At 64.0% G+C, this 19877-nt stretch carries 18 protein-coding genes and 2 tRNA genes; 11 read left to right on the forward strand and 9 right to left on the reverse strand.

Features of this window, described 5'->3' with window-relative positions; all coding sequences use genetic code 11:
• The first annotated feature begins 38 nt into the window (after positions 1 to 38).
• The 5 genes from KTJ89_RS02625 (at position 39) to gluQRS (ending at position 3859) form a co-directional block, all read left to right on the forward strand.
• Complete coding sequence (locus KTJ89_RS02625) at positions 39 to 938, forward strand: glutamate ABC transporter substrate-binding protein (RefSeq protein ID WP_139467106.1); 900 nt, start codon at positions 39 to 41, stop codon at positions 936 to 938.
• Between the two features lie 68 nt (positions 939 to 1006).
• Entirely contained in the window at positions 1007 to 1669 is a 663-nt protein-coding gene (locus KTJ89_RS02630; protein ID WP_092014068.1) for an amino acid ABC transporter permease, read from the forward strand.
• Positions 1666 to 2508, forward strand: coding sequence for an amino acid ABC transporter permease (locus tag KTJ89_RS02635; protein ID WP_139907983.1), 843 nt, complete (start codon positions 1666 to 1668; stop codon positions 2506 to 2508). The genes KTJ89_RS02630 and KTJ89_RS02635 overlap by 4 nt, the downstream gene beginning before the upstream one ends.
• A 95-nt stretch (positions 2509 to 2603) precedes the next feature.
• Positions 2604 to 2924, forward strand: a complete 321-nt coding sequence (locus KTJ89_RS02640; RefSeq protein ID WP_172169338.1) for a GNAT family N-acetyltransferase — start codon at positions 2604 to 2606, stop codon at positions 2922 to 2924.
• Entirely contained in the window at positions 2921 to 3859 is a 939-nt protein-coding gene (gene gluQRS / locus KTJ89_RS02645; RefSeq protein WP_259356747.1) for a tRNA glutamyl-Q(34) synthetase GluQRS, read from the forward strand. The genes KTJ89_RS02640 and gluQRS overlap by 4 nt, the downstream gene beginning before the upstream one ends.
• 44 nt (positions 3860 to 3903) lie before the next feature.
• On the opposite strand, the gene KTJ89_RS02650 is transcribed toward gluQRS, so the two are convergent.
• Positions 3904 to 5115: a glycosyltransferase gene (locus tag KTJ89_RS02650; RefSeq protein WP_310650273.1), complete on the reverse strand. Its 1212-nt coding sequence runs from the start codon at positions 5113 to 5115 to the stop codon at positions 3904 to 3906.
• Complete coding sequence (locus KTJ89_RS02655; protein WP_259356748.1) at positions 5116 to 6027, reverse strand: DMT family transporter; 912 nt, start codon at positions 6025 to 6027, stop codon at positions 5116 to 5118.
• A gap of 256 nt (positions 6028 to 6283) precedes the next feature.
• Here KTJ89_RS02655 and KTJ89_RS02660 point away from each other — a divergent pair.
• The 5 genes from KTJ89_RS02660 to KTJ89_RS02680 all read left to right on the forward strand — a co-directional run bounded on the left by KTJ89_RS02660 (position 6284) and on the right by KTJ89_RS02680 (position 10576).
• Positions 6284 to 6356: transfer RNA gene (locus KTJ89_RS02660), tRNA-Asn, on the forward strand.
• Between the two features lie 110 nt (positions 6357 to 6466).
• Positions 6467 to 7483 carry an LLM class flavin-dependent oxidoreductase gene (locus KTJ89_RS02665; RefSeq protein ID WP_172169344.1) on the forward strand — a complete coding sequence of 339 codons (1017 nt, stop codon included), beginning with the start codon at positions 6467 to 6469 and terminating at the stop codon, positions 7481 to 7483.
• 98 nt (positions 7484 to 7581) lie between these two features.
• Positions 7582 to 9003, forward strand: a complete 1422-nt coding sequence (locus KTJ89_RS02670) for an MFS transporter (protein WP_374990248.1) — start codon at positions 7582 to 7584, stop codon at positions 9001 to 9003.
• 120 nt (positions 9004 to 9123) lie between these two features.
• A complete protein-coding gene (locus KTJ89_RS02675; RefSeq protein WP_139467118.1) occupies positions 9124 to 10407 on the forward strand; it encodes an EAL domain-containing protein in 1284 nt (427 codons plus the stop codon).
• A 92-nt stretch (positions 10408 to 10499) separates the two neighbouring features.
• A tRNA-Ile gene (locus KTJ89_RS02680) sits at positions 10500 to 10576 on the forward strand.
• Between the two features lie 41 nt (positions 10577 to 10617).
• Here KTJ89_RS02680 and KTJ89_RS02685 read toward each other — a convergent pair.
• Positions 10618 to 11145: an immunity protein CdiI family protein gene (locus tag KTJ89_RS02685; RefSeq protein ID WP_259356750.1), complete on the reverse strand. Its 528-nt coding sequence runs from the start codon at positions 11143 to 11145 to the stop codon at positions 10618 to 10620.
• 158 nt (positions 11146 to 11303) lie between these two features.
• On the opposite strand from KTJ89_RS02685, the gene KTJ89_RS02690 reads away from it, so the two are divergent.
• Positions 11304 to 11795: a DUF3145 domain-containing protein gene (locus KTJ89_RS02690; RefSeq protein WP_039211244.1), complete on the forward strand. Its 492-nt coding sequence runs from the start codon at positions 11304 to 11306 to the stop codon at positions 11793 to 11795.
• Between the two features lie 275 nt (positions 11796 to 12070).
• Here KTJ89_RS02690 and KTJ89_RS02695 read toward each other — a convergent pair whose 3' ends face one another.
• From KTJ89_RS02695 to aceE, 6 genes are all read right to left on the reverse strand, one after another.
• Positions 12071 to 13315 carry a beta-ketoacyl-[acyl-carrier-protein] synthase family protein gene (locus tag KTJ89_RS02695; protein WP_139467143.1) on the reverse strand — a complete coding sequence of 415 codons (1245 nt, stop codon included), beginning with the start codon at positions 13313 to 13315 and terminating at the stop codon, positions 12071 to 12073.
• Positions 13316 to 13382: 67 nt separating this feature from the next.
• Positions 13383 to 13634 (reverse strand): acyl carrier protein, encoded by a 252-nt coding sequence (locus KTJ89_RS02700; protein ID WP_025776743.1) that lies wholly within the window; start codon positions 13632 to 13634, stop codon positions 13383 to 13385.
• Between the two features lie 119 nt (positions 13635 to 13753).
• Positions 13754 to 14755, reverse strand: coding sequence for a beta-ketoacyl-ACP synthase III (locus KTJ89_RS02705; RefSeq protein WP_259356751.1), 1002 nt, complete (start codon positions 14753 to 14755; stop codon positions 13754 to 13756).
• 18 nt (positions 14756 to 14773) lie between these two features.
• Positions 14774 to 15679 (reverse strand): ACP S-malonyltransferase, encoded by a 906-nt coding sequence (locus tag KTJ89_RS02710; protein ID WP_139467147.1) that lies wholly within the window; start codon positions 15677 to 15679, stop codon positions 14774 to 14776.
• 34 nt (positions 15680 to 15713) lie between these two features.
• Positions 15714 to 16934, reverse strand: coding sequence for a PucR family transcriptional regulator (locus KTJ89_RS02715; RefSeq protein ID WP_139467149.1), 1221 nt, complete (start codon positions 16932 to 16934; stop codon positions 15714 to 15716).
• 126 nt (positions 16935 to 17060) lie between these two features.
• Positions 17061 to 19823 carry a pyruvate dehydrogenase (acetyl-transferring), homodimeric type gene (aceE, locus tag KTJ89_RS02720; RefSeq protein WP_259356752.1) on the reverse strand — a complete coding sequence of 921 codons (2763 nt, stop codon included), beginning with the start codon at positions 19821 to 19823 and terminating at the stop codon, positions 17061 to 17063.
• Positions 19824 to 19877 lie beyond the last annotated feature (54 nt).

Consider the following 19877-nt stretch of genomic DNA (forward strand, 5'->3'; position numbering starts at 1 on the left):
GCTTTCAATCAGCACCACCTCACTCACAAGGAGAGACCATGAAGAAGCTCAGACTGGCGGTCGCCTCGGTGGCCATCGGAATGCTGGCACTCAGCGGCTGCGGCCAGGGCGGAACCCCGGACGCACCTGCCGACGGCGACGGAGCCAAGGCAGAAGCACCCGAATACACGGTCAACGAGAGCGCGGACATCGCCGACTCGAAGACGTGGAAGGCGGCGAAGGACGCCGGCGAGATCACCATCGGCGTGAAGTACGATCAGCCGGGTCTCGGAAACGTCTCGGCCGGATCGAAGACGCCCGAGGGCTTCGATATCGAGATCGCGAAGATGGTCGCCGCACAGCTCGGATTCAAGCCCGACCAGATCAAGTACACGGAGACCGTCTCGGCCAACCGTGAGCCGTTCCTGCAGCAGGGCAACGTCGACATGGTCGTCGCCACCTACACGATCAACGACGAGCGCAAGAAGGTCGTCGACTTCGCCGGGCCGTACTACGTCGCCGGTCAGGATCTGCTCGTGGCCGAGGACTCCGATATCGCCGGCCCTGAGGACCTCGACGGCAAGAAGGTCTGCTCCGTCGACGGTTCGACTCCGGCACAGAACATCAAGGACAAGTACAAGAAGGCCGAACTCGTTACCTACGATGCCTACTCGAAGTGCGTCACCGACCTGCAGTCGGGATCCGTCGACGCGGTGACCACCGATGACGCGATCCTGCGCGGCTATGCCAAGCAGTACGAAGGCGAATTCAAAGTCGTCGGCAAGCCCTTCACCGAGGAGCCCTACGGTGTCGGACTGCCCAAGGACGACAAGGCTCTGCGGGACGCGGTCAACGATGCTCTGGAGAAGGGCATGGACGACGGCGATTGGAAGAAGGCATTCGAATACACACTCGGATCCACCGATGGTGTCGACATGCCCAAGGTCGACCGCTACTGACCCAGTCCACAGATTGACATGATGCGAGGGCACCGTGCGGTGCCCTCGCATCGATTAAGGAATCTGCCATGGATTTCCTGGAGCTTCTCCAGATGTTCCTCTCCGGCGCGTGGGGAACGATCAGACTCTTCACCGTCGCCCTGATCGGATCGATGATCCTCGGTACGGTACTCGCCGCCATGCGTGTCTCACCGACCCCGGTGCTGCGCATCGCCGCATCGACGTACATCAACGTCGTCCGGAACACTCCGCTGACGCTCGTGATGTTCTTCTGTGCATTCGGACTGCCGTTCCTCGACATCCGATTCGGGTCGACGAGTTCTTTCAACTCCTTCGTCTACGCCACGATCGCTCTCATCGCCTACACCGCGTGCTTCGTTGCGGAGACGCTGAAGTCGGGAATCTCGACGATTCCCGTCGGACAGGCCGAAGCCGCCCGCGCAGTAGGCCTGAGTTTCGGACAGACCTTAAGCGAAGTGGTTCTGCCTCAGGCCTTCCGAACGGTCATCCCGCCCCTGGGCAGTGTGATCATCGCGATGCTCAAGAACACCTCGATCGCTTCGGCGTTCAACAACCGAGAGCTGATCTCCGCGATGCGCAATGCCATCGAAATCCGCGGTGACCTCGTCATCCCGATTCTGTTCGGCACCGCATTGGCCTATCTGATCCTGGCTCTGCTGCTCGGCCGTGTCTTCGACTACCTGGAGAAGAAGCTGGTGATTCTGCGATGAGCGCACCCACTCAAGTGCTGTTCGACGAACCGGGGCCGAAGTCCCGCCGGAACAACATCATCCTCTCGATCGTGTCGCTGATCGTGCTGTTGGCTCTCGTGGCGTTTGTGATCTGGAAATTCGCCGACGCCGGTCAGCTTGAACCCGAGAAGTGGTACCCCTTCACCTTCGCGCAGATTCAGACCGTCCTTCTCCAAGGCATGCTCGCGACCCTCAAAGTCGCGGTCGTGGCATCGGTCCTTGCCTTGGTGGTCGGAGTGGTCTTCGCCCTCCTGCGGCTCTCACACAAGAAAGTCATCTCGGTTCCCGGAACGATCGTCCTCGAATTCTTCCGCGGCGTGCCCGTGCTGCTGCTCATCTTCGCGATGTTCCTCCTCTTCGGCAACGAGATCGGAGCCTTCTGGTCGGTCGTCTTCGGCCTGACCCTCTACAACGGAATGGTGCTGGCCGAGATCATCCGCGCAGGCATCCTCGCCGTCCCCACCGGGCAGCGTGAAGCGGCCATGGCGATCGGGCTGCGCTCGGGACAGGTGATGAGCCTGGTGCTCATGCCGCAGGCGCTGCGAGCGATGATGCCGACGATCATCGCCCAGATCGTCGTGCTCCTGAAGGATTCGGCCCTGGGCTTCATCGTCACGTATCAGGACCTGCTCTACCAGGTGAACCTCATCGGCCGTGAGTACAACAACCTGCTGCCGACGTTCATCGTCGGTGCGGCACTGTTCATCATCATCAACATGATCGTCGCCGGGTTTGCCCGCTGGCTCGAGTCCCGACTCCAGCGCAAGACCACCGCCGACACCGAGGCCGACGGCCTGACCTCGAAGATCGTCGACTGACTCTGCAGTCGCGAACAGGGCCCGGTCGACAGCGACCGGGCCCTCGTTCGACCATGTATCGTTCACATAGGAGTCGGCCATGAAGGAGTGCATCAATGCCACAGCCTCAACTCAGCCCTACACCGGTTCGAGTGGTGAAGAACATCGACCGCGAACGGTACGAGCTGTTCACCGATGAGACACCGGGAGAGTTCATCGGGTTCCTCGCCTACCAGGTCATCGATGACCACACCCTGGAACTCCAGCACACAATCATCTCCGAAGGCTTCTCCCGACGAGGCTTCGCCCGTACCCTCGTCACTCGGGTGCTCGACCTCATTCGGGCCGACGAGTCGACCATCGTGCCGACCTGTTCGTACGTGCAGGACTACCTCGAGCGGTTCCCGCAGTACGGCGATCTCGTGGCCCATCAGTGACGGAGAGACCTCGAGGCGGCGGGGCCGGCCGTTTCGCTCCGAGCCCGAGCGGTGACCTCCACATCGGCAATATCCGCTCCGGGCTGCTCAGCTATGTGCGTGCCCGGCAGACGGGCCGGCGGTTCCTGTGGCGGATCGAAGACCTCGATCGGGTGAAGGTCGGCGCGGCCGCCTCACAGCTTCAGGTCTTCGCCGATCTCGGCGTCGTCCCGGACGAGGCGCCGCTGGTCCAATCCGAACGCACTGCCGAATACGCCGCTGCGCTTGCGAGGCTGGAGGCGGACGGACTCGTCTACGAATGCTATTGCTCACGCAAAGACATCGCTCAGGCCCCCAGTGCACCGCACGCACCACCCGGAGCCTACCCGGGGACCTGTCGCCGCCTCGGGGAAGAGGAGCGCGAGTCCGCCCGGCTGAGGCTCGAAGCGAACGACCGGCGGCCGGCGCTGCGTCTGCGCGCGGACAATCGAGTTCACAGCATCGACGATGTGCTGCTCGGCCGGGTGGAGGCGGTCGTCGACGATCTCGTGCTGCGGCGAGGTGACGGTGTCTTCGCCTACAATCTCACCGTCGTCGTCGATGATGCAGCGACCGGAATCGACGAGATCCTGCGCGGGGACGATCTCGCTTCTTCGGCACCCAGGCAGGCGTACCTGGCTCGGCTGCTTGGTCTGGCCGAACCGGGCTGGGTGCATGTTCCGCTGGTGCTCAACGAGGGCGGTCAGCGGTTGGCCAAACGTGATGGAGCGGTGACTTATCAGCAGCTGCGCGGCCTCGGATGGACCAACGAGGACCTCTTCGCCTGGATGCAGCAGTCGCTGGGATTCGCCGGAGACGGTGGCCCGTGGAGATCCGTCGACGATATGGTCAGCGGCATCGATTTCGCCCGGATGTCCACGACGCCGACGGTCTTCATCCCGCCTGCGGGTTCCTAGGGCCGAATCCGCTCATGCCGGCGCCTCGTCAGGCCGCTTCTTCATCAGGCTGCTGACGAGTCGACGGCGTCTCCGATGACTCCGTCATAGATCGCTTCGAACGTGTCGAGAGTGTATTCGATATCGTGTTTGGCCACGACGTCGAGCGACGCCTTCGACATGGCATCGAGTTCATCATCGGGCATCCGGCAGATACGGGTGAACCGGTCAGCCAGCGCATCTGTGTCGCGCGGCGGGAACAGGTACCCGTTGACTTCGTCGCGGACGAGGTGCGGCAGAGCCACCGCATCGGCGAGGACCACGGGTTTGCGCGACGCCAGCGCCTCCAGCGTAGCGATGGACTGCAGCTCAGCGGTCGAGGGCATGCAGAAGAAGGTGCAGCGCTGGTAGGCCTCCATGAGCGCCTTGTCACTGATCTTCCCGAGCACATGCACACGATCGGCGATGCCGAGTTCGACAGCCAGCTGCTTCAGCGGCTCCTCCTGGTCACCACCGCCGACGATATCGGCTTCGAGCCCCAGCGCTGGATCGGTCTTCGCCACGGCCTCGACGATGTCGGCGGCGTGCTTCTCCGAGGAGAGTCGGCCGACGAAGAGAACACGCGGGGGAACGGCCCGCGACGCGGCGCAGTCGAGTTCGCGCAGATGAGCGAAGCGTTCCAGGTCGATCCCGCAGGACACCGCCCTGATGGGCGAGGAGAACCCGTTCTCGGTGAGCAGATCGGCGGCCAGCTGCGTCGGAACCGTGATGAAATCGGCGGACTGGAACTTCCGGCGCAGATCCCACCAGGCGATGGCGGTGCCGCCGTCGAGAACGGCCTTCGGAGCTTTGAGATAGGGGCGGACGTTGTCGGGCATGAAGTGGTTCGTGGCCACGACAGGGATTCCGCGCCTGATCGATTCGGAGAAGGCATAGCGGCCGATGACGAAATGCGCCTGAGTATGCACGACATCGGGGCGGACGCTGTCGAGGAGTCGCGAGAGCTCGGGCTTCGTCTCCCACGGCATGCAGATCATCCACGTCGGGTGCAGGGGCCACCTGTGAGCGGTGAGGCGGTGGACGGTGACCCCGTTCTCGACACTGACCGAGGGTTTGCCCGTGGCCGAGGGGCAGGCCACGTGGACATCATTCCCGCGAGCGGCGAGACCTTCGGCCAAGCGCTCGGCGAACTTCGCGGCACCATTGACTTCGGGGGCGTACGTCTCCGCCGGGATGAGGATGCGGCGTTTCGGGGTGGGACGGTGCGCAGACAGGATTCAGCTCTCCTCGGTGTCGGTCATGGTGTCGGAACGGCGGGCGTTCCTGCGCTGAGCTTCTCGATCTCTGACATCGGGATGATACCGCGACAATACAACGACGGCTGCGCAGGCGACCAATCCGGTGAGAGAGATGAGGATGATGAGCCAGACGGGGGAGTGGGCCGCCTCGCCGAGGACGACGGTGCCGAGGATCACGGCACCGATCGGGTCGATGACGGTCAGGCCGGCGATGACCATCTCCGGCGGGCCAGCGGCATAGGAATTCTGGACGAACAGGGACCCCAGGGCAACTGCCGCCAGCAGCGCCGCGACGTTGATCCAGGTGACCTGGTCGAGTCCGGCCTGGAGGAACTGGACGCTGACCAGGTGAGCGTTCGTCGCCACACAGGCGAACAGCAGGCCGGCGGCGATGATGAGCACGAGCTGAGGGGCGTGGCGGAAGACCACCACGATCACCAGGCCGACCGCCACGGCAACGGCAGTGATCCAGAACAGCGGCATCGCATCGGCTCCGAGGTGGACCTCCGATTGTGCCGTCGTCGCCGATAGCGCGACGAAGAGCGTCACCCCGGCGGTACACCAGACGACTGACTGGACGAGTCGCCTGTTGACCTTGAGCCCACGGTGGCGGACGCCGAGCAGCACCGAGACGATGAGTGAGAACGCTCCGATCGGCTGCACGACCATCACCGGAGCCAGCGCCAGGGCCACGAAATTGCCCGCCGTTCCCACTCCGAGGATGATCAGTCCGAGCAGCCACCGACGATTGCGCAGCAACTCGGTGAAATGGGCCCAGCTCAGGCCGTTGTGGGAGTCATCCTGCCCGGCGACCGCATCGTGCTGATACAAGGCGCCATAGGCCAGTGCCACGGCCGCGATGACGGCGAGGGCGATTGCCACTATGGTCACGATGAGTCTTCCGGTGTAGACGGTGTGGATGTGGGGAGCGGATCGCTTCGAGTCTATCGCGCGGCGCGGCGGCGAAGATGGCCGCAGACTGTGTTTGTCCTGACTGTAAGGCAACCCTGCGGCGACAGGTGGGGAAACCCTCAGCGCTGTGGCCGAAGCACCCTCAACGCTGTGAGCTAAAGCACTCGTCACGGTTTTGTTCGCCGGCCGGGGGATTTGCTAAGCTGGAAGACACGTCCGCAGGAAACTGCGGCATTCCTCCGTAGCTCAGTTGGCAGAGCATTCGACTGTTAATCGAAGGGTCGCTGGTTCGAGCCCAGCCGGGGGAGCAGCCAAGGCCCCGTCCGTTAGGACGGGGCCTTCGTCGTTGCCCGACACCGCGCTCGGGGTCGTCGACGTGGCTGGGGAATAGGCTCTGCACGCGGCGGGTTCATCTGGCATGAAGTCTTTCGGATTCCTCAGTTTCGGTCACTACGACCTTGGCGGCGACCTCGACGCCGGGCGGATGCTGCGCGATGCGGTGGAGATCTCCGTCGGTGCCGACGAGCTCGGCGTCAACGGCGCCTACTTCCGAGTCCACCATTTCGCGACCCAGGCGGCCTCTCCCATTCCGCTGCTGGCGACGATCGCCGCGAAGACCAGCAACATCGAGGTCGGCACCGGGGTCATCGACATGAGATATGAGAACCCGCTCTACCTCGCCGAGGAGGCCGCCGCCCTCGATCTGCTTTCCGACCAGCGAGTGGCGTTGGGCATCAGTCGCGGGTCCCCGGAGCCCGCCCTGCGCGGATGGGAGGCCTTCGGCTACGAGGATCTCACCGAGCCGAAGGCCGCGAACATGGCCAGAGAGAAGTTCGATCGGTTCCTCCGGGCCGTCCGCGGCGAGGAACTTGCCCCGGCCGATCCGCAGCAGTTCGGTTCGGGGAAGCGTCTGCGCATCGAACCGCATTCCCCTGGCCTTGAACGCCGCATCTGGTGGGGAGCCGGGTCCGCCTCCACCGCCGAATGGGCTGCACAGCAGGGTGTGAACCTGATGAGTTCGACTCTGCTCACCGAGGCGACAGGCGCCGCATTCGGAGACCTGCAGGCCGAGCAGATCGCCAGGTATCGTCAGGCATGGAGCGCCGCGGGGCACGGATGGACTCCACGAGTGTCCGTCAGCCGCAGCATCTTCCCGATCACCACCGACCTCGACGACCTCTACTTCGGTCGGCGAGGGGCGGGCCAAGGGGATCAGATCGGCATCATCGACGACACACGGTCGACGTTCGGCCGTACCTACGCGGGCGAACCGGACAAGCTGATCGAAGAGCTCAAGGCCGACGCGGCGATCGCGGCAGCTGATACCCTCATGCTCACCATCCCCAGTCAGCTCGGCGTCGACTACAACCTGCATATCCTCGAGTCCTTTGCCCAGCACGTTGCGCCGGCGCTGGGCTGGGCTCCTGCCGGATAATGCTGAGACGCGGGGCCGAGCCGAATTGCATGAACGTAGGATGAGACGAGGCAGAGACGACGAATAGCTGAGGGGGCCGCGTGAGCGAGAGCACGAAGATGACGCAGACGCAGAAGCGCATCCTCCTCATCGGCCTCGTTCCCCTCTTCATGTCCCTGCTGTCGGTGTCCAGCATCAACGTCGTCCTGCCCTCGATCGCTGCTGATATCGACGCCTCCACTTCGGCGCTGCAATGGGTGCTCACCGGTTATGCGCTGTCCTTCGGCGTGGTCCTCGTCGCCGCCGGACGTGCCGGAGACGTCTTCGGACGCGGACAGCTGTTCGTCATCGGAGTCGGTCTGTTCGGACTGTCCTCGCTCGTGGCCGGAATCGCCCCTGATCCGCTGACGCTCAACATCTCCCGAGTGACAATGGGGTTGGGCTCCGGATTCCTCAATCCGCAGGTCGTGGGCCTGCTGCAGCAGTACTTCCAGGGGCCGCCGCGCGGTCGTGCATTCGGGCTGATGGGCACCACCGTCGGTTTGTCGGTGGCCATCGGCCCTGTGCTCGGCGGTGCCCTCATCGCACTCTTCGGCAGCGACCTCGGCTGGAGAGCGACCTTCCTGGTCAATGTCCCCTTCGCCATCGCCTCGCTCATCCTCGCCCGGGCCTGGCTGCCTGCCGGAGCATGGCGACCCGCCGTCGACCAGGATGCGAAGAACTCCGATAGCGGGAAGGATCTCGACCCCGTGGGGGTCATCCTCCTCGGCGTCGGCGTCCTCCTGATCCTTCTGCCCTTCGTCGAATCATCGCTGGGCTGGTTCATCTGGCTGTCCCTGCCGATCGGCATCGGCATGATCTGGGTGTGGGCCCGGTGGGAGCGTCGATACGCGCGTCTGGGCCGTCCCCCGATGGTCGATCTCGATCTCTTCCGCATCCGCAGCTTCAGCAACGGTTCGATCATCATCGCCCTCTACTTCCTCGGCGTCACCAGCGTCTGGGTCCTCGTCGCCATGTACATGCAGCAGGGGCTGGGACACACAGCCCTGGCCGCGGGAATGATCGGTCTGCCGGCCGCACTGTGCTCGGCGGTCTCAGCCGATGTGTCCGGACGGTTCGTCTTCCAGATCGGGCGCCGCCTCGTTGTCTGGGGGATCGCGCTGTGCCTCGTCGGTCTGGTGGCCACGATCGCCGTCGTCGCGCTGCTGTCCCAGGGCATCGGCAGCGAGTGGTGGATGCTGCTGACCCTGGCGTTCATCGGCACCGCGCAGGGCATGGTCATCAGCCCCAATCAGACTCTCACCCTGCAGGAGGTCCCCCTGAGGTACGCCGGGTCCTCGGGAGGAGTGCTCCAGACCGGGCAGCGCATCGGCACTTCGATGGGGCTGGCGATCATGACCGCGCTGGCGTTCTCGATCACCGCGGTGAGCAATTGGCATTGGGGGATGATGGGGGCGTTCGTCGCGATCGCCGTCATCGTCGTCCTCGCCGGTATCGTCGGTCTCATCGAGGTTCGCCGAGGCGGTCCCCGCCGGGCTTGAGTGCCGCTCGCGGCGCGCCCGGCCGAGTCAGGCAATCGTCAGCTGTCAGCGCAATAATGTTACGGATTTTAGACAATCCGCTGTGTCCGAATGTGGAAGACTGTGAACGCACATCAGCCCATGGAAGGAAACACAGTGGTCGAGGCCGTACCCGATGACGAGCTGGAGCTCGAGGAACTCGTGCGCTCGGGCGGGATCGAAACCTATTTCGCCCCCGTCGTCGACGCACTGACCTTCCACCGAGTCGGCCACCAGATTCTGCAGGCTCCCACGGGTTCCCCGGAGTTGGGTCGCGCCGAGTCGGAGAACCTGCGCCACGCCATGCGCGCCTCGACGATCACGGGTGATATCGATGCCTCTCTGCGTGACTCTGCGCTGCGCACGGCAGAAGGTGCCGGACTGCCGAAGTCGAACCGCCTGTTCCTCCATGCCGAAGCTGAGTCTTTCGCGACCCTCGAGGACCGCACCGGAGAACCCGACCGCTCGGTCATCCTCCAGCTCGACGCCACTCGGGTCGCCTCGTCCCCGGCCTCCGTGCTGCGCTCGGTGCGCTCCGCACGCGCCATGGGATGGGGAGTCGGCATGTCTTCTGTGGGTGCCGACCTGCGCAGCACCGCCTTCGTCCCGCTGGTCAATCCTTCGGTGGTCGGACTCCACCCGGACGTTCTGCGCATCGACTGCGACTCTCATCTTGCCGAACTCAACCGTCTTCTCCACGCCCATCTCGAACGCACCGGTGCGGTCATCCTCGCCGACGGTGTCGAGACTGAAGACGACCTGGACCGTGTGCGTGCGCTCGGGGCACGGTTCATGTCTGGGCCCTACTTCGGTGAGGCCACGAAGCAGCCGCAGGCGTTCTCCGAGCCGAGCGAGGATGCCCTCGTCTCTCACTACTCTCGCAATCTGCCTGCGCTGGGCACCCCGTATTCGATCTCTCAGGGACTGCGGCGCGAGCCTCTGGTGATGAACCGCGAACTTCTCGTCGCTCAGATCGCGGCATTGGAAGAACGCGCTCTGGCATCGGGTACCGCAACCATCACCCTCGGCGTGTTCGGGGAGGACGACGAATTCTCCGAGGCGACGCGACTCCGGTACGAGAAGATCCGGGACACCGTGGGGCTCACGGCGATGTTCTCCGGCGGCTTCGACGGACCGCCGATTCCCGGAGTGCGCACCGGACTCGTCGACGCGTCCGATCCCATCCGCAACGAACACGGCGTCGTTGTGGTCGGGCCGGACTGGTCGGGCATGGTTGCCGCGTCGAAACGCAACGACCCGGGCAGCGACGGACAGACCGTCTTCGATGTCTACATCACGACCGACCGATACACATGCGTCGACGCCGCACGCAGCGTTCTCACTCGCGTCGCACCTCTCACCGCAACGGCGAAGCTGCGGACCTGAGCAGCGCGAGTCCGGGTGTCTCGACTCCGCTGAACGCACGTGTGATCCGAATGGGGAAGCGGACTCCGATGGTGCTAATGTTGTCTCGGCTGGCCCCCGTAGCTCAGCTGGTTAGAGCAGGGAACTCATAATTCCTTGGTCGTCGGTTCAAGTCCGACCGGGGGCACCACGAAGCGCTCCGCTGATTCGGACGCGAACCCTCAGGCCCCGTCACTCAGCTTCTGTTGGCGGCTCGACTTTCTCATTCGAATTCGGTTTGAAGACGGTCCCGGACAACGGAGCGTAGGCAGTCCACTCTCCGTCCGGTTCGTTCCTGACGAGTTCGGCAATTCTGCGGTCGTCTGCCTCCGCCTCGTCGAACAGCCGTGTGAAAGCTGCTTCCGCCTTCGGGTTCTCGGCGGAATGCTCGGCCCGTATTCGCATTGCCTCGGTGTCGTCATCGGATGAAGAGATCTCGACGACGAACTGCGGGCCGACTTCGGCAGACACGAGTCGCGCGAGATGCACGCCTTGCTCGGCGAAAATGCGCGCAGCAGTCTCCGGCACCCAATTGAAGTCGGAATCCAGCGAGTCATAGTAGGACTGTTCCCATGCCTCCAGCTGCGCGACAAGTGCGCCGGACAGCCCCGTGTCCTCGTAGTCGATGGGCATGCTGATCCACAGCACCGTACCCGCATAGTCGGGGAACATGCGGATGGTCCGCGGCGGTCGTTCGTCGGTCATCTGCTCCTCGGTCATGGTGCCAGCCTAACGCCGGTCATTCGTTCGGCCCAGACACCCGACGCCACCAGCATCTTTGATGCTTGGTTGCACGCCGAACATCGACTATCATGTGGTCAGCACCTCCTTTCGGATCGTAGGGGAAGACGTATCCGAGGTAGGAGGCAGAAATGGATATGACTCAGGGCGTACTCTTCGTCCACTCAGCACCTCGTGCGCTGTGCCCTCACATCGAGTGGGCAGCGGGCGGGGCCATCGGCGCACAGGCACGCTTCGACTGGACACCCCAGCCGGCAGCACCAGGTCTCGTGCGCGCAGAAGTCTGCTGGCGCGCGCCCGCAGGCTCCGGAGCTCGCATCGCATCTGCACTGCGCGGCTGGGATTCACTCCGCTACGAAGTCACCGAGGAGCCCTCGGCCGGAGTCGACGGCGGTCGATGGAGCCACACACCCGATCTGGGCATCTACCACGCTGTCACCGACACAGCCGGCAACATCCTCGTCCCTGAAGACCGCATCCGCTCCGTGATGGAACGCGCTGCCGGGGACCCGGCGAAGTTCTCCTCGGAGATGGCGATCGCCCTCGGCGAAGCCTGGGACGAGGAGCTCGACGCGTTCCGCCACGCAGGTGAAGGCGCACCGGTGCGCTGGCTGACGAAGGTCGGCTGAGCCGCTCCCTTCACCGCCGAACTGCACTCAAGTGCGAGAGTACGGGCGTTCACAAATGCCGATGGGCACACCTTCCTACCTCGGGTGTGTCCATTTCGCATGCTTTCGTGCCTGAACGCCCCGTGCACGACGCGCTGCACAAACCACCTTCCCAAGCACGCACCGCGTCCTGCGCCCTCATGGAAACGGCCCACTCTGAGTCGGAAAGCACAGTTTCAAAACCGTGCTTTCCGACTCAGAGTGGGCCGTAGAGCTGTCTGAGTTCGCTCAGAACCTCAGACTGAGCGGAACGCGACGACGGCGTTGTGACCGCCGAAGCCGAACGAGTTCGTGATCGCTGCAATATCGCCGGCAGGCAGATCAGCAGGAGTGTCACGGACGATGTTGATCCCCTTGACCTTCGGGTCGACTTCGTCGATGTTGATGGTCGGGGGAGCGGTGCGAGTCTGCAGCGCCTTGACCGTGAGGATCGCCTCCACGGCACCCGTACCTCCGAGGAGGTGTCCGGTCATCGACTTCGTGGCCGAGACCAGTGCATCGGAGACGTTGTCACCAAGGAGTTCGCTGATGGCCAGCGATTCCGGGATGTCTCCGACCGGAGTCGACGTGGCATGCGCGTTGACGTGCTTGATTTCGCCGGCGGTCAGACCTCCGGCGTCGAGTGCCTGCTGCATGGCGGCCAGCGCGTGCTTGCCCTCCGGCTCTCCACCGGTGATGTGGTAGGCGTCGTTCGAGATGCCCCAGCTGGCCACCTCGGCGTAGATCTTCGCTCCACGAGCCTTCGCATGCTCCTCGGTCTCGAGGATGAGCGTGCCCGCACCTTCGCCCATGACGAAGCCGTCGCGGTCGACGTCATAGGGACGCGAAGCGGTCTCGGGTGAATCGGTGCGACGTGACAGCGCCTGCATCGAATTGAACGCGGCAAGAGTGATCGGGTGGATCGCTGCTTCCGAACCGCCGGCGATGATGATGTCGGCCTTGCCCGAAGCGAGAACGTCATAGGCGTGGCCGAGGCTCTCGGTCGATGAGGCGCAGGCGGAGACCAGGGTCTGCACACCGGCACGTGCCTTGAATTCCATGCCGATAGCGGCCGCAGGTCCATTGGGCATGAGCATGGGAACTGTCAGGGGCATGACCCGGCGCGGGCCTTCCTCCTGCAGGGTGTCCCAGGCGTCGAGCAGAGTCCAGACTCCGCCGATCCCGGTGGCCCAGGAGACGGCGGTGCGTTCCGGATCGGTCTCCTCGAGACCGGCATCGGCCATGGCTTCACGAGCAGAGATGAGAGCGAACTGGCTCGAAGGATCGAGGCGTTTGGCCTGGACCCGTTTGAGATTGTCGGGCACGACCTGTGGGTCGACCTGCGCTGCGAAGTCCACGGCGAGGCCGTACTTCTCTGACCAATCGTTGTCCATCGTGTGGACGCCGGACTGACCGGCCAGAATGGCTTCCCAAGTGGCATCGACAGTCGCGCCCAAGGGGGTTACCGCACCGATTCCGGTGACGACAACTTTAGATGTCATGGTACAAACCTCGTCGATAGTGTGGACACGGCCCGTCTGTGGACGGGCCGTGTTCGGCTGCTGTGTGTCAGGCTTCCTGAGCCTTGTTGATGTAGTCGACAGCGTCCTGAACGGTGACGAGGTCCTTGACGTCGTCATCGGGGATCTTCACGCCGAACTTCTTCTCAGCGTTGACGACGATGGTCATCATCGAGATGGAGTCGATGTCGAGGTCATCGGTGAACGACTTGTCGGCTTCGACTGCTTCGACAGCCAGGCCGGTCTCTTCGTTGACGATCTCTGCCAGCCCAGCGAGGACTTCAGCTTCGGTGAATGCCATTTCTTTCCTACTTTCTGATTTCGGTCGAGGGTTTTTCGACCGTTTGAGGAACTTTTCGACGAGTGTCCCGCCGAATATCTTAGGACATTCACGGAGAGTTTTCCGTGAATGGGTGTGTCTCAGGGCAGGCGCACGACCTGAGCACCGTAGACGAGGCCCGCACCGAAGCCCATCTGCAGGGCGAGACCGCCGCTGAGTTCGGGCTGTTCACGCAGGAGACGTTCGGTGGCCAGTGGGATCGACGCCGCCGAGGTGTTCCCGTTGTCGGCGATGTCACGTGCGATGATAACGGACTCCGGGAGCTTCAGCTGCTTGGCGAGCTCGTCGATGATGCGCATGTTCGCCTGGTGTGGGATGAATGCAGCGAGGTCCTCGGCCTCGATGCCGGAAGCAGCGAGAGCCGCCTTTGCCACCTCGGCGCCGTCCCACACAGCCCAGCGGAAGACGGTCGGCCCGTCCTGACGCAGGGTCGGGAAGGGCAGTTCCCGGTCGTCACGGATGTCGTAGAGGGAATCCGTCATCCGGATGGTCGACCAGTTCTCGCCCTTCGAGCCCCACACCGTCTTCGAGATGCCGGGTTCGTCGGAGGAGGACACGACGACCGCGCCGGCGCCATCACCGAGGATGAACGAGATCGAACGGTCCTCGGGGTCGATGACCTCGGAGAGCTTCTCGGCTCCGATGACGAGGACATTGTCGAGCGTGCCTGCACGCACCAGTGCATCGGCCTGCGAGATACCGTAGCAGTAGCCGGCACACGCCGCGCTGATGTCCCAAGCCGGAATCGGCCCGGTCCCCAGTCGTGCGGTCAGAGCCGCAGCCGCTGAGGGTGTGAAGTACTCGAACGTGACGGTCGAGATGATGATGCCGCCGACGTCCTCCGGCTTCAGCCCCGCCGAGGCGATCGCCTCGAGCGCGGCTTCCTCGGACATGTCGAGGACGCCGACGTCCTTGCTGGCACGACGGCGGGTGACGATGCCCGTGCGCTGCCGGATCCATTCGTCGGAGGAGTTGATGGGTCCGGCGATATCGTCATTGGTGACGAGGTTCTCCGCACGGTAGGCACCGATTCCGGCAATGCGGGAGAAAGTGCCGAGTTCGGCAGTCTTGAGTGTAGGCATGGCGTCTTCTTTCGATTCTCAGGCGTGGGCTGCCGCGAACTCACGCGCGCCGTCGAGGTCGGCGGCCGATTTGATGGCGAATGTCTCCACGCCCTTCATGGCGCGGCGAGCGATTCCGGTCAGCGTGCCACCGGGGACGAGTTCGATCATTCCGGTCACACCGGAGTTCAGCAGCGCCTCCTGGCACAGATCCCAGCGCACCGGGTTCGTGACCTGCTTGACCAGACGGTCGACATACTCTCGGCCGGCTTCGACCGCAGTGCCGTCGGAGTTGCTGAGGATCGACACGGAGGGATCGGAGACCTCCATCGCCGAGGCGGCGGCATCGAGATCAGCGGTGGCGGGAGCCATGAACTCGGTGTGGAAGGCGCCGGCCACTGCCAGCGGGATGACCCGAGCACGTTCCGGCGGGTTCTCGGCCAGGGTCTCGAGCGCCTCGAGAGAGCCGGCAGCCACGGTCTGGCCTCCGCCGTTGACGTTGGCGGGGCTGGCCCCGGCGGCCTCGATCGCGGCGAGAACGTCCTCGGGCTGGCCGCCGACCACGGCGGACATGCCGGTCGGGGTGACGGCGGCAGCGGCCGCCATTCCATCGGCACGGACCTTGACGAAGGCCATGGCGTCCGCCGGGGTGAAGATGCCTGCGATCTGTGCGGCTGCGATCTCTCCCACGGAGTGGCCGGCGACGACGGCAGGGCTGACGCCGAGCTCAGCGGCGCAGGCGACGGCGGAGGCGACGAGCAGAGGCTGTGCCACCGCGGTGTCCTTGATCGTCTCGTCATCGGATTCGGTTCCGTGCAGACGCAGATCGATTCCCGATGCGGTCGAGAGTTCGTCGATCTGTGCCGAGAAGGTGTCGAGTTCGAGGAACGAACTCAGGAAACCGGTCTTCTGGGCTCCCTGGCCCGGACAGGTGATTGCAAGCACTCAGTTCTCTTTTCGTTGGGTTCCGTTGATCAATCTAATGGACACTGGACCGATCTCGGCGAGATTTGTCGTTGTTCGACAATACGCCGTCCTCGGACAGTCGCCCATACACCAAGGCGATGTGGATGACGAAGGCATCACGCGAAGTCGTCGGATCGAGCCCGATGGCGTCGGTGATCTTCCGCAGTCGGTAGCGCACGGTATTCGGGTGCACGGACAGTGCCTTGGCCGTGGCTTCGAGCGAGGACCCGAATTCGACATAGGCGCTCACGGTCTTCAGCAGCTGACCCGTTCCCGAGGTCAACGGTTCGTAATAGCGTTCGATGAGTTCGGTCAAGGCGATCCGGTCCCCGGACAGGGCGCGTTCGGGCAGAAGATCATCGGCTTTGACCGGGCGCGGGGAATCGGGGCGGGCGGTCGCCGCCTTGAGTGCGCGGATCGCCGCCTTCGCCGAGGTGGCCGCTTCGGCAAGTCCCGGCACTGCCGGTCCGACGATGACTTCGGAGGGCCCGAAGCAGTCCGAGAGGTCCTCGACGGCATCGTCGAGTTCCGTCACCCCGCCGAGGACGATGAGCAGACGGTTGTCGTGGATGCCCACAAGAGCATCATCGGCCCAGCGACTGGCCTTGCGGCGGATGCCGTCCAATCCCTTCTTCGCCGAGCGCTGCGGTGCGCGGCCGACGATGACGCACACGGGACCTTCTGACTGCCAGCCGAAGGCAGCGGTGCGGCTGGCGAGTTCGTCGACGGAGTCTCCGCGGACGAGGGCGTCGACGACCATCGCCTCGAGTCGTGCGTCCCAGCTGCCTCTGGCCTCTGCGGCCCGGGCGTAGACATCGGCCGCGGCGAACGCGATCTCCCGGGAGTAGATGAGCACCGCTTCGCGGAGCGCCGGCTGCTCGACGGGGCGAGCGATGTCCGGAACGCGTTCCTCGACGACTTCGACGACGATCTTGAGCAGCTGCAGGGTCTGCTGCAGGCTGATGGCCCGGATGAGGTCGCGTGGCGCAGTCTTGAAGATGTCGGAGACCACACGCAGATTCGTATCGGGCTTGCGGTACCAATCGACGAACGAGGAGATGCCCGATTGGGCGAGCAGCCCCACCCAAGAGCGATCGGACGACGACATCGAGCGGTACCAGGGCAGCTGAGCCTCCAGCCGCTGCAGAGTCACCGATGACAGGACGCCGACTCCGGCACGCAGTCTGCGGGCGGTTTCGGCACGACGGCGCAGGGTCTCGGCATCAGACATCATGAGCACGAGTTTAGATGAATGAGAACAATCCGGTTGTCAGCGACATACAAAGAGTCGAAAAAGGTGACAAACATGGCCGGAGTCTTGGAGACTCCGGCCATATTCGCTGTCAGTGTGCGGGCGAGATCAGGCGCCTGCCCCCTCGGTGGAACCCGAGTTGCCGGCACGGACATCGTTGAGCTGGTACTTCTCAGCCGCCTCGGCGGCCTTGTCGATCGAGATCTTCGCGGTATCGGCCAGCGAGATGAGTGCCTGCGTGACCACGGAAGGACCATCGACGAGGTAATAGCGACGTGCCGCAGGACGGGTGTCCGAGATTCCGTATCCGTCGGTCCCCAGCGAGGTGAAGTGGCTGGGCACGTACTGGCGGATCTGATCCGGCACAGCGCGCATATAATCCGAGGTCGCGATGACCGGGCCCTCGGTCTCGGCCATCTTCTCGGTGACATACGGAGTCCGCGGTTCGGATTCGGGGTTCTTCAGACGCTCGTTCTCGGCGTCGAGTCCGTCACGGCGCAGCTCGGTCCACGACGTCACCGACCACACATCAGCCGAGACGCCCCAGTCCTGGTCAAGCAGCTCCTGAGCCTCGAGCACCCACGGCACACCGACGCCGGAGGCCATCAGCTGAACCTTCGGTCCGCCGTTGTCGGGTCCCTTCTTCAGGAGGTAAAGACCCTTGAGCACGCCTTCGACGTCGAGATCCTCCGGTTCGGGCGGCTGGACCATCGGCTCGTTGTACATGGTGATGTAGTAGAGCACGTCAGGATCTCGCTCATCGGCGGGATCGTACATCCGGTGGATGCCGTCCTTGACGATATGCGCGATCTCATAGCTGTAGGCCGGGTCGTACGAGACCACGGACGGATAGGTCGACGCCAGCACGTGCGAATGTCCGTCGCCGTGCTGGAGGCCCTCGGCCACCAGAGTGGTGCGTCCCGCGGTGGCGCCGAGGACGAAGCCGCGAGCCATCTGGTCACCGGCGGCCCAGAAGAAGTCACCGGTGCGTTGGAAGCCGAACATTGAGTAGAAGATGTAGAACGGGATCATCGGCTCACCGTGGGTGGCATACGAGGTGCCGACCGCGGTCAGTGCCGCGGTCGCCCCGGCCTCGTTGATGCCGACGTGGAGCAGCTGACCGTCCGTGGCCTCCTTGTAGGCGAGGAACAGGTCGCGGTCGACGGAGATGTAGTTCTGTCCGTGCGGATTGTAGATCTTCGCCGTCGGGAAGAACGAGTCCATGCCGAAGGTGCGAGCCTCATCGGGGATGATCGGCACGATCCGGTGGCCGAACTCCTTCTCCCGCATAAGGTCCTTGAGCACGCGTACGAAGCCCATCGTGGTGGCGATCTCCTGTTTGCCTGATCCACGACGACCGGCCTGGTAGGCCTTGTCCGAGGGCATCTTGAGATCGACATGGGTCGATCGACGCTCGGGGGAGTAGCCGCCGAGCTCCGCGCGGCGCTCCTGCATGTACTTGATCTCGGGTGCGTCGACACCCGGGTGGTAGTACGGAGGCAGCTTCGGGTTGTCTTCGAGTTCCTTGTCCGAGATCGGGATCTGGAAGTGATCGCGGGCGAGCTTGAGATCGTCGACCGTGAGCTTCTTCATCTGGTGCGTGGCGTTGCGGGCCTCGAAGTGCGGTCCGAGCGAGTAGCCCTTGACCGTCTTGACGAGGATGACGGTGGGCTGTCCGGTGTGCTCCATCGCGGCCTTGTAGGCGGCGAAGACCTTTCGGTAGTCATGCCCGCCGCGCTTGAGGTTCCAGATCTGCTCGTCGCTGTAGTCCTCGACCATTGCCTTCGTCCGCGGGTCGCGGCCGAAGAAGTTGTCGCGCACGAAGCCGCCGGACTCACCCTTGTAGGTCTGGTAATCGCCGTCGGGGGTGGCATTCATGAGGTTGACGAGCGCGCCGTCGCGGTCCTTGGCCAGCAGCGCGTCCCATTCGCGTCCCCAGACGACCTTGATGACGTTCCAGCCGGCACCGCGGAAGTACGACTCGAGTTCCTGCATGATCTTGCCGTTGCCGCGGACGGGCCCATCGAGACGCTGCAGGTTGCAGTTGATGACGAAGTTGAGGTTGTCGAGCTCTTCGAAGGCAGCGACGTGGAGCATGCCGCGGCTCTCCGGCTCGTCGAGCTCGCCGTCACCGAGGAAAGCCCAGGTCTGCTGCTGTGAGGTGTCCTTGATCCCACGATTGTGCAGGTATTTGTCGAACTGTGCCTGCGCGATCGCATTCATCGGTCCCAGACCCATCGACACCGTCGGATGCTCCCAGAAGTCGGGCAGCTGGTGCGGGTGGGGGTAGGACGGCAGTCCCTGCGGCTTGCCGTCGATGAAGTGCGACTGCTGCTGACGGAAGCCGTCGAGCTGTTCTGCGCTCATCCGGCCCTCGAGGTAGGCGCGCGCATACATGCCGGGGGAGGCGTGGCCCTGATAGAAGATATGGTCGCCGCCGCCTGGATGGTCCTTGCCGCGGAAGAAGTGGTTGAGACCGACCTCGTAGAGGGTCGCCGAGGAGGCGTAGGTGGAGATGTGCCCGCCGACCTCGACGCCGGGACGCTGTGCCCGGTGGACGAGCATGGCGGCATTCCAGCGGTTCCAGCGACGGTAGCGGCGTTCGACCTCTTCATCTCCGGGGAACCAGGGTTCGTTCTCCGGACCGATGGTGTTGACGTAGTCGGTGGCAGTGAGGCTGGGCACGCCGATCTGCTTCTGGCGAGAGCGCTCGAACATGCGCAGCATGACATAGCGTGCTCGAGTCCGACCGCCCTCGTCGATGAGGCCATCGAGGGAGGCCAGCCATTCAGCGGTCTCCTCCGGGTCGATGTCGGGCACCTGGCTGGGCAGCCCGTTGAGGATGGGCCCGCCCTGATTCCGATTGTCCACGATGTGGTCCTCTCTTCAGCTCCACGATCTTCTTTGGTGTAGAGATCATGACCA

Source organism: Brevibacterium sediminis (assembly GCF_024895295.1).
Taxonomy (GTDB): domain Bacteria; phylum Actinomycetota; class Actinomycetes; order Actinomycetales; family Brevibacteriaceae; genus Brevibacterium; species Brevibacterium sediminis.

Bases quoted from the DNA above. Each gene is read 5' to 3' on its own strand.
- KTJ89_RS02640 (WP_172169338.1), top strand. From the start codon at position 2,604: ATGCCACAGCCTCAACTCAGCCCTACACCGGTTCGAGTGGTGAAGAAC.
- KTJ89_RS02700 (WP_025776743.1), bottom strand. From the start codon at position 13,634: ATGGCATTCACCGAAGCTGAAGTCCTCGCTGGGCTGGCAGAGATCGTC.
- KTJ89_RS02715 (WP_139467149.1), bottom strand. From the start codon at position 16,934: ATGATGTCTGATGCCGAGACCCTGCGCCGTCGTGCCGAAACCGCCCGC.
- KTJ89_RS02705 (WP_259356751.1), bottom strand. From the start codon at position 14,755: ATGCCTACACTCAAGACTGCCGAACTCGGCACTTTCTCCCGCATTGCC.
- KTJ89_RS02635 (WP_139907983.1), top strand. From the start codon at position 1,666: ATGAGCGCACCCACTCAAGTGCTGTTCGACGAACCGGGGCCGAAGTCC.
- KTJ89_RS02675 (WP_139467118.1), top strand. From the start codon at position 9,124: ATGGAAGGAAACACAGTGGTCGAGGCCGTACCCGATGACGAGCTGGAG.
- KTJ89_RS02670 (WP_374990248.1), top strand. From the start codon at position 7,582: ATGACGCAGACGCAGAAGCGCATCCTCCTCATCGGCCTCGTTCCCCTC.
- KTJ89_RS02625 (WP_139467106.1), top strand. From the start codon at position 39: ATGAAGAAGCTCAGACTGGCGGTCGCCTCGGTGGCCATCGGAATGCTG.
- KTJ89_RS02665 (WP_172169344.1), top strand. From the start codon at position 6,467: ATGAAGTCTTTCGGATTCCTCAGTTTCGGTCACTACGACCTTGGCGGC.
- KTJ89_RS02685 (WP_259356750.1), bottom strand. From the start codon at position 11,145: ATGACCGAGGAGCAGATGACCGACGAACGACCGCCGCGGACCATCCGC.
- KTJ89_RS02690 (WP_039211244.1), top strand. From the start codon at position 11,304: ATGACTCAGGGCGTACTCTTCGTCCACTCAGCACCTCGTGCGCTGTGC.
- KTJ89_RS02695 (WP_139467143.1), bottom strand. From the start codon at position 13,315: ATGACATCTAAAGTTGTCGTCACCGGAATCGGTGCGGTAACCCCCTTG.
- KTJ89_RS02630 (WP_092014068.1), top strand. From the start codon at position 1,007: ATGGATTTCCTGGAGCTTCTCCAGATGTTCCTCTCCGGCGCGTGGGGA.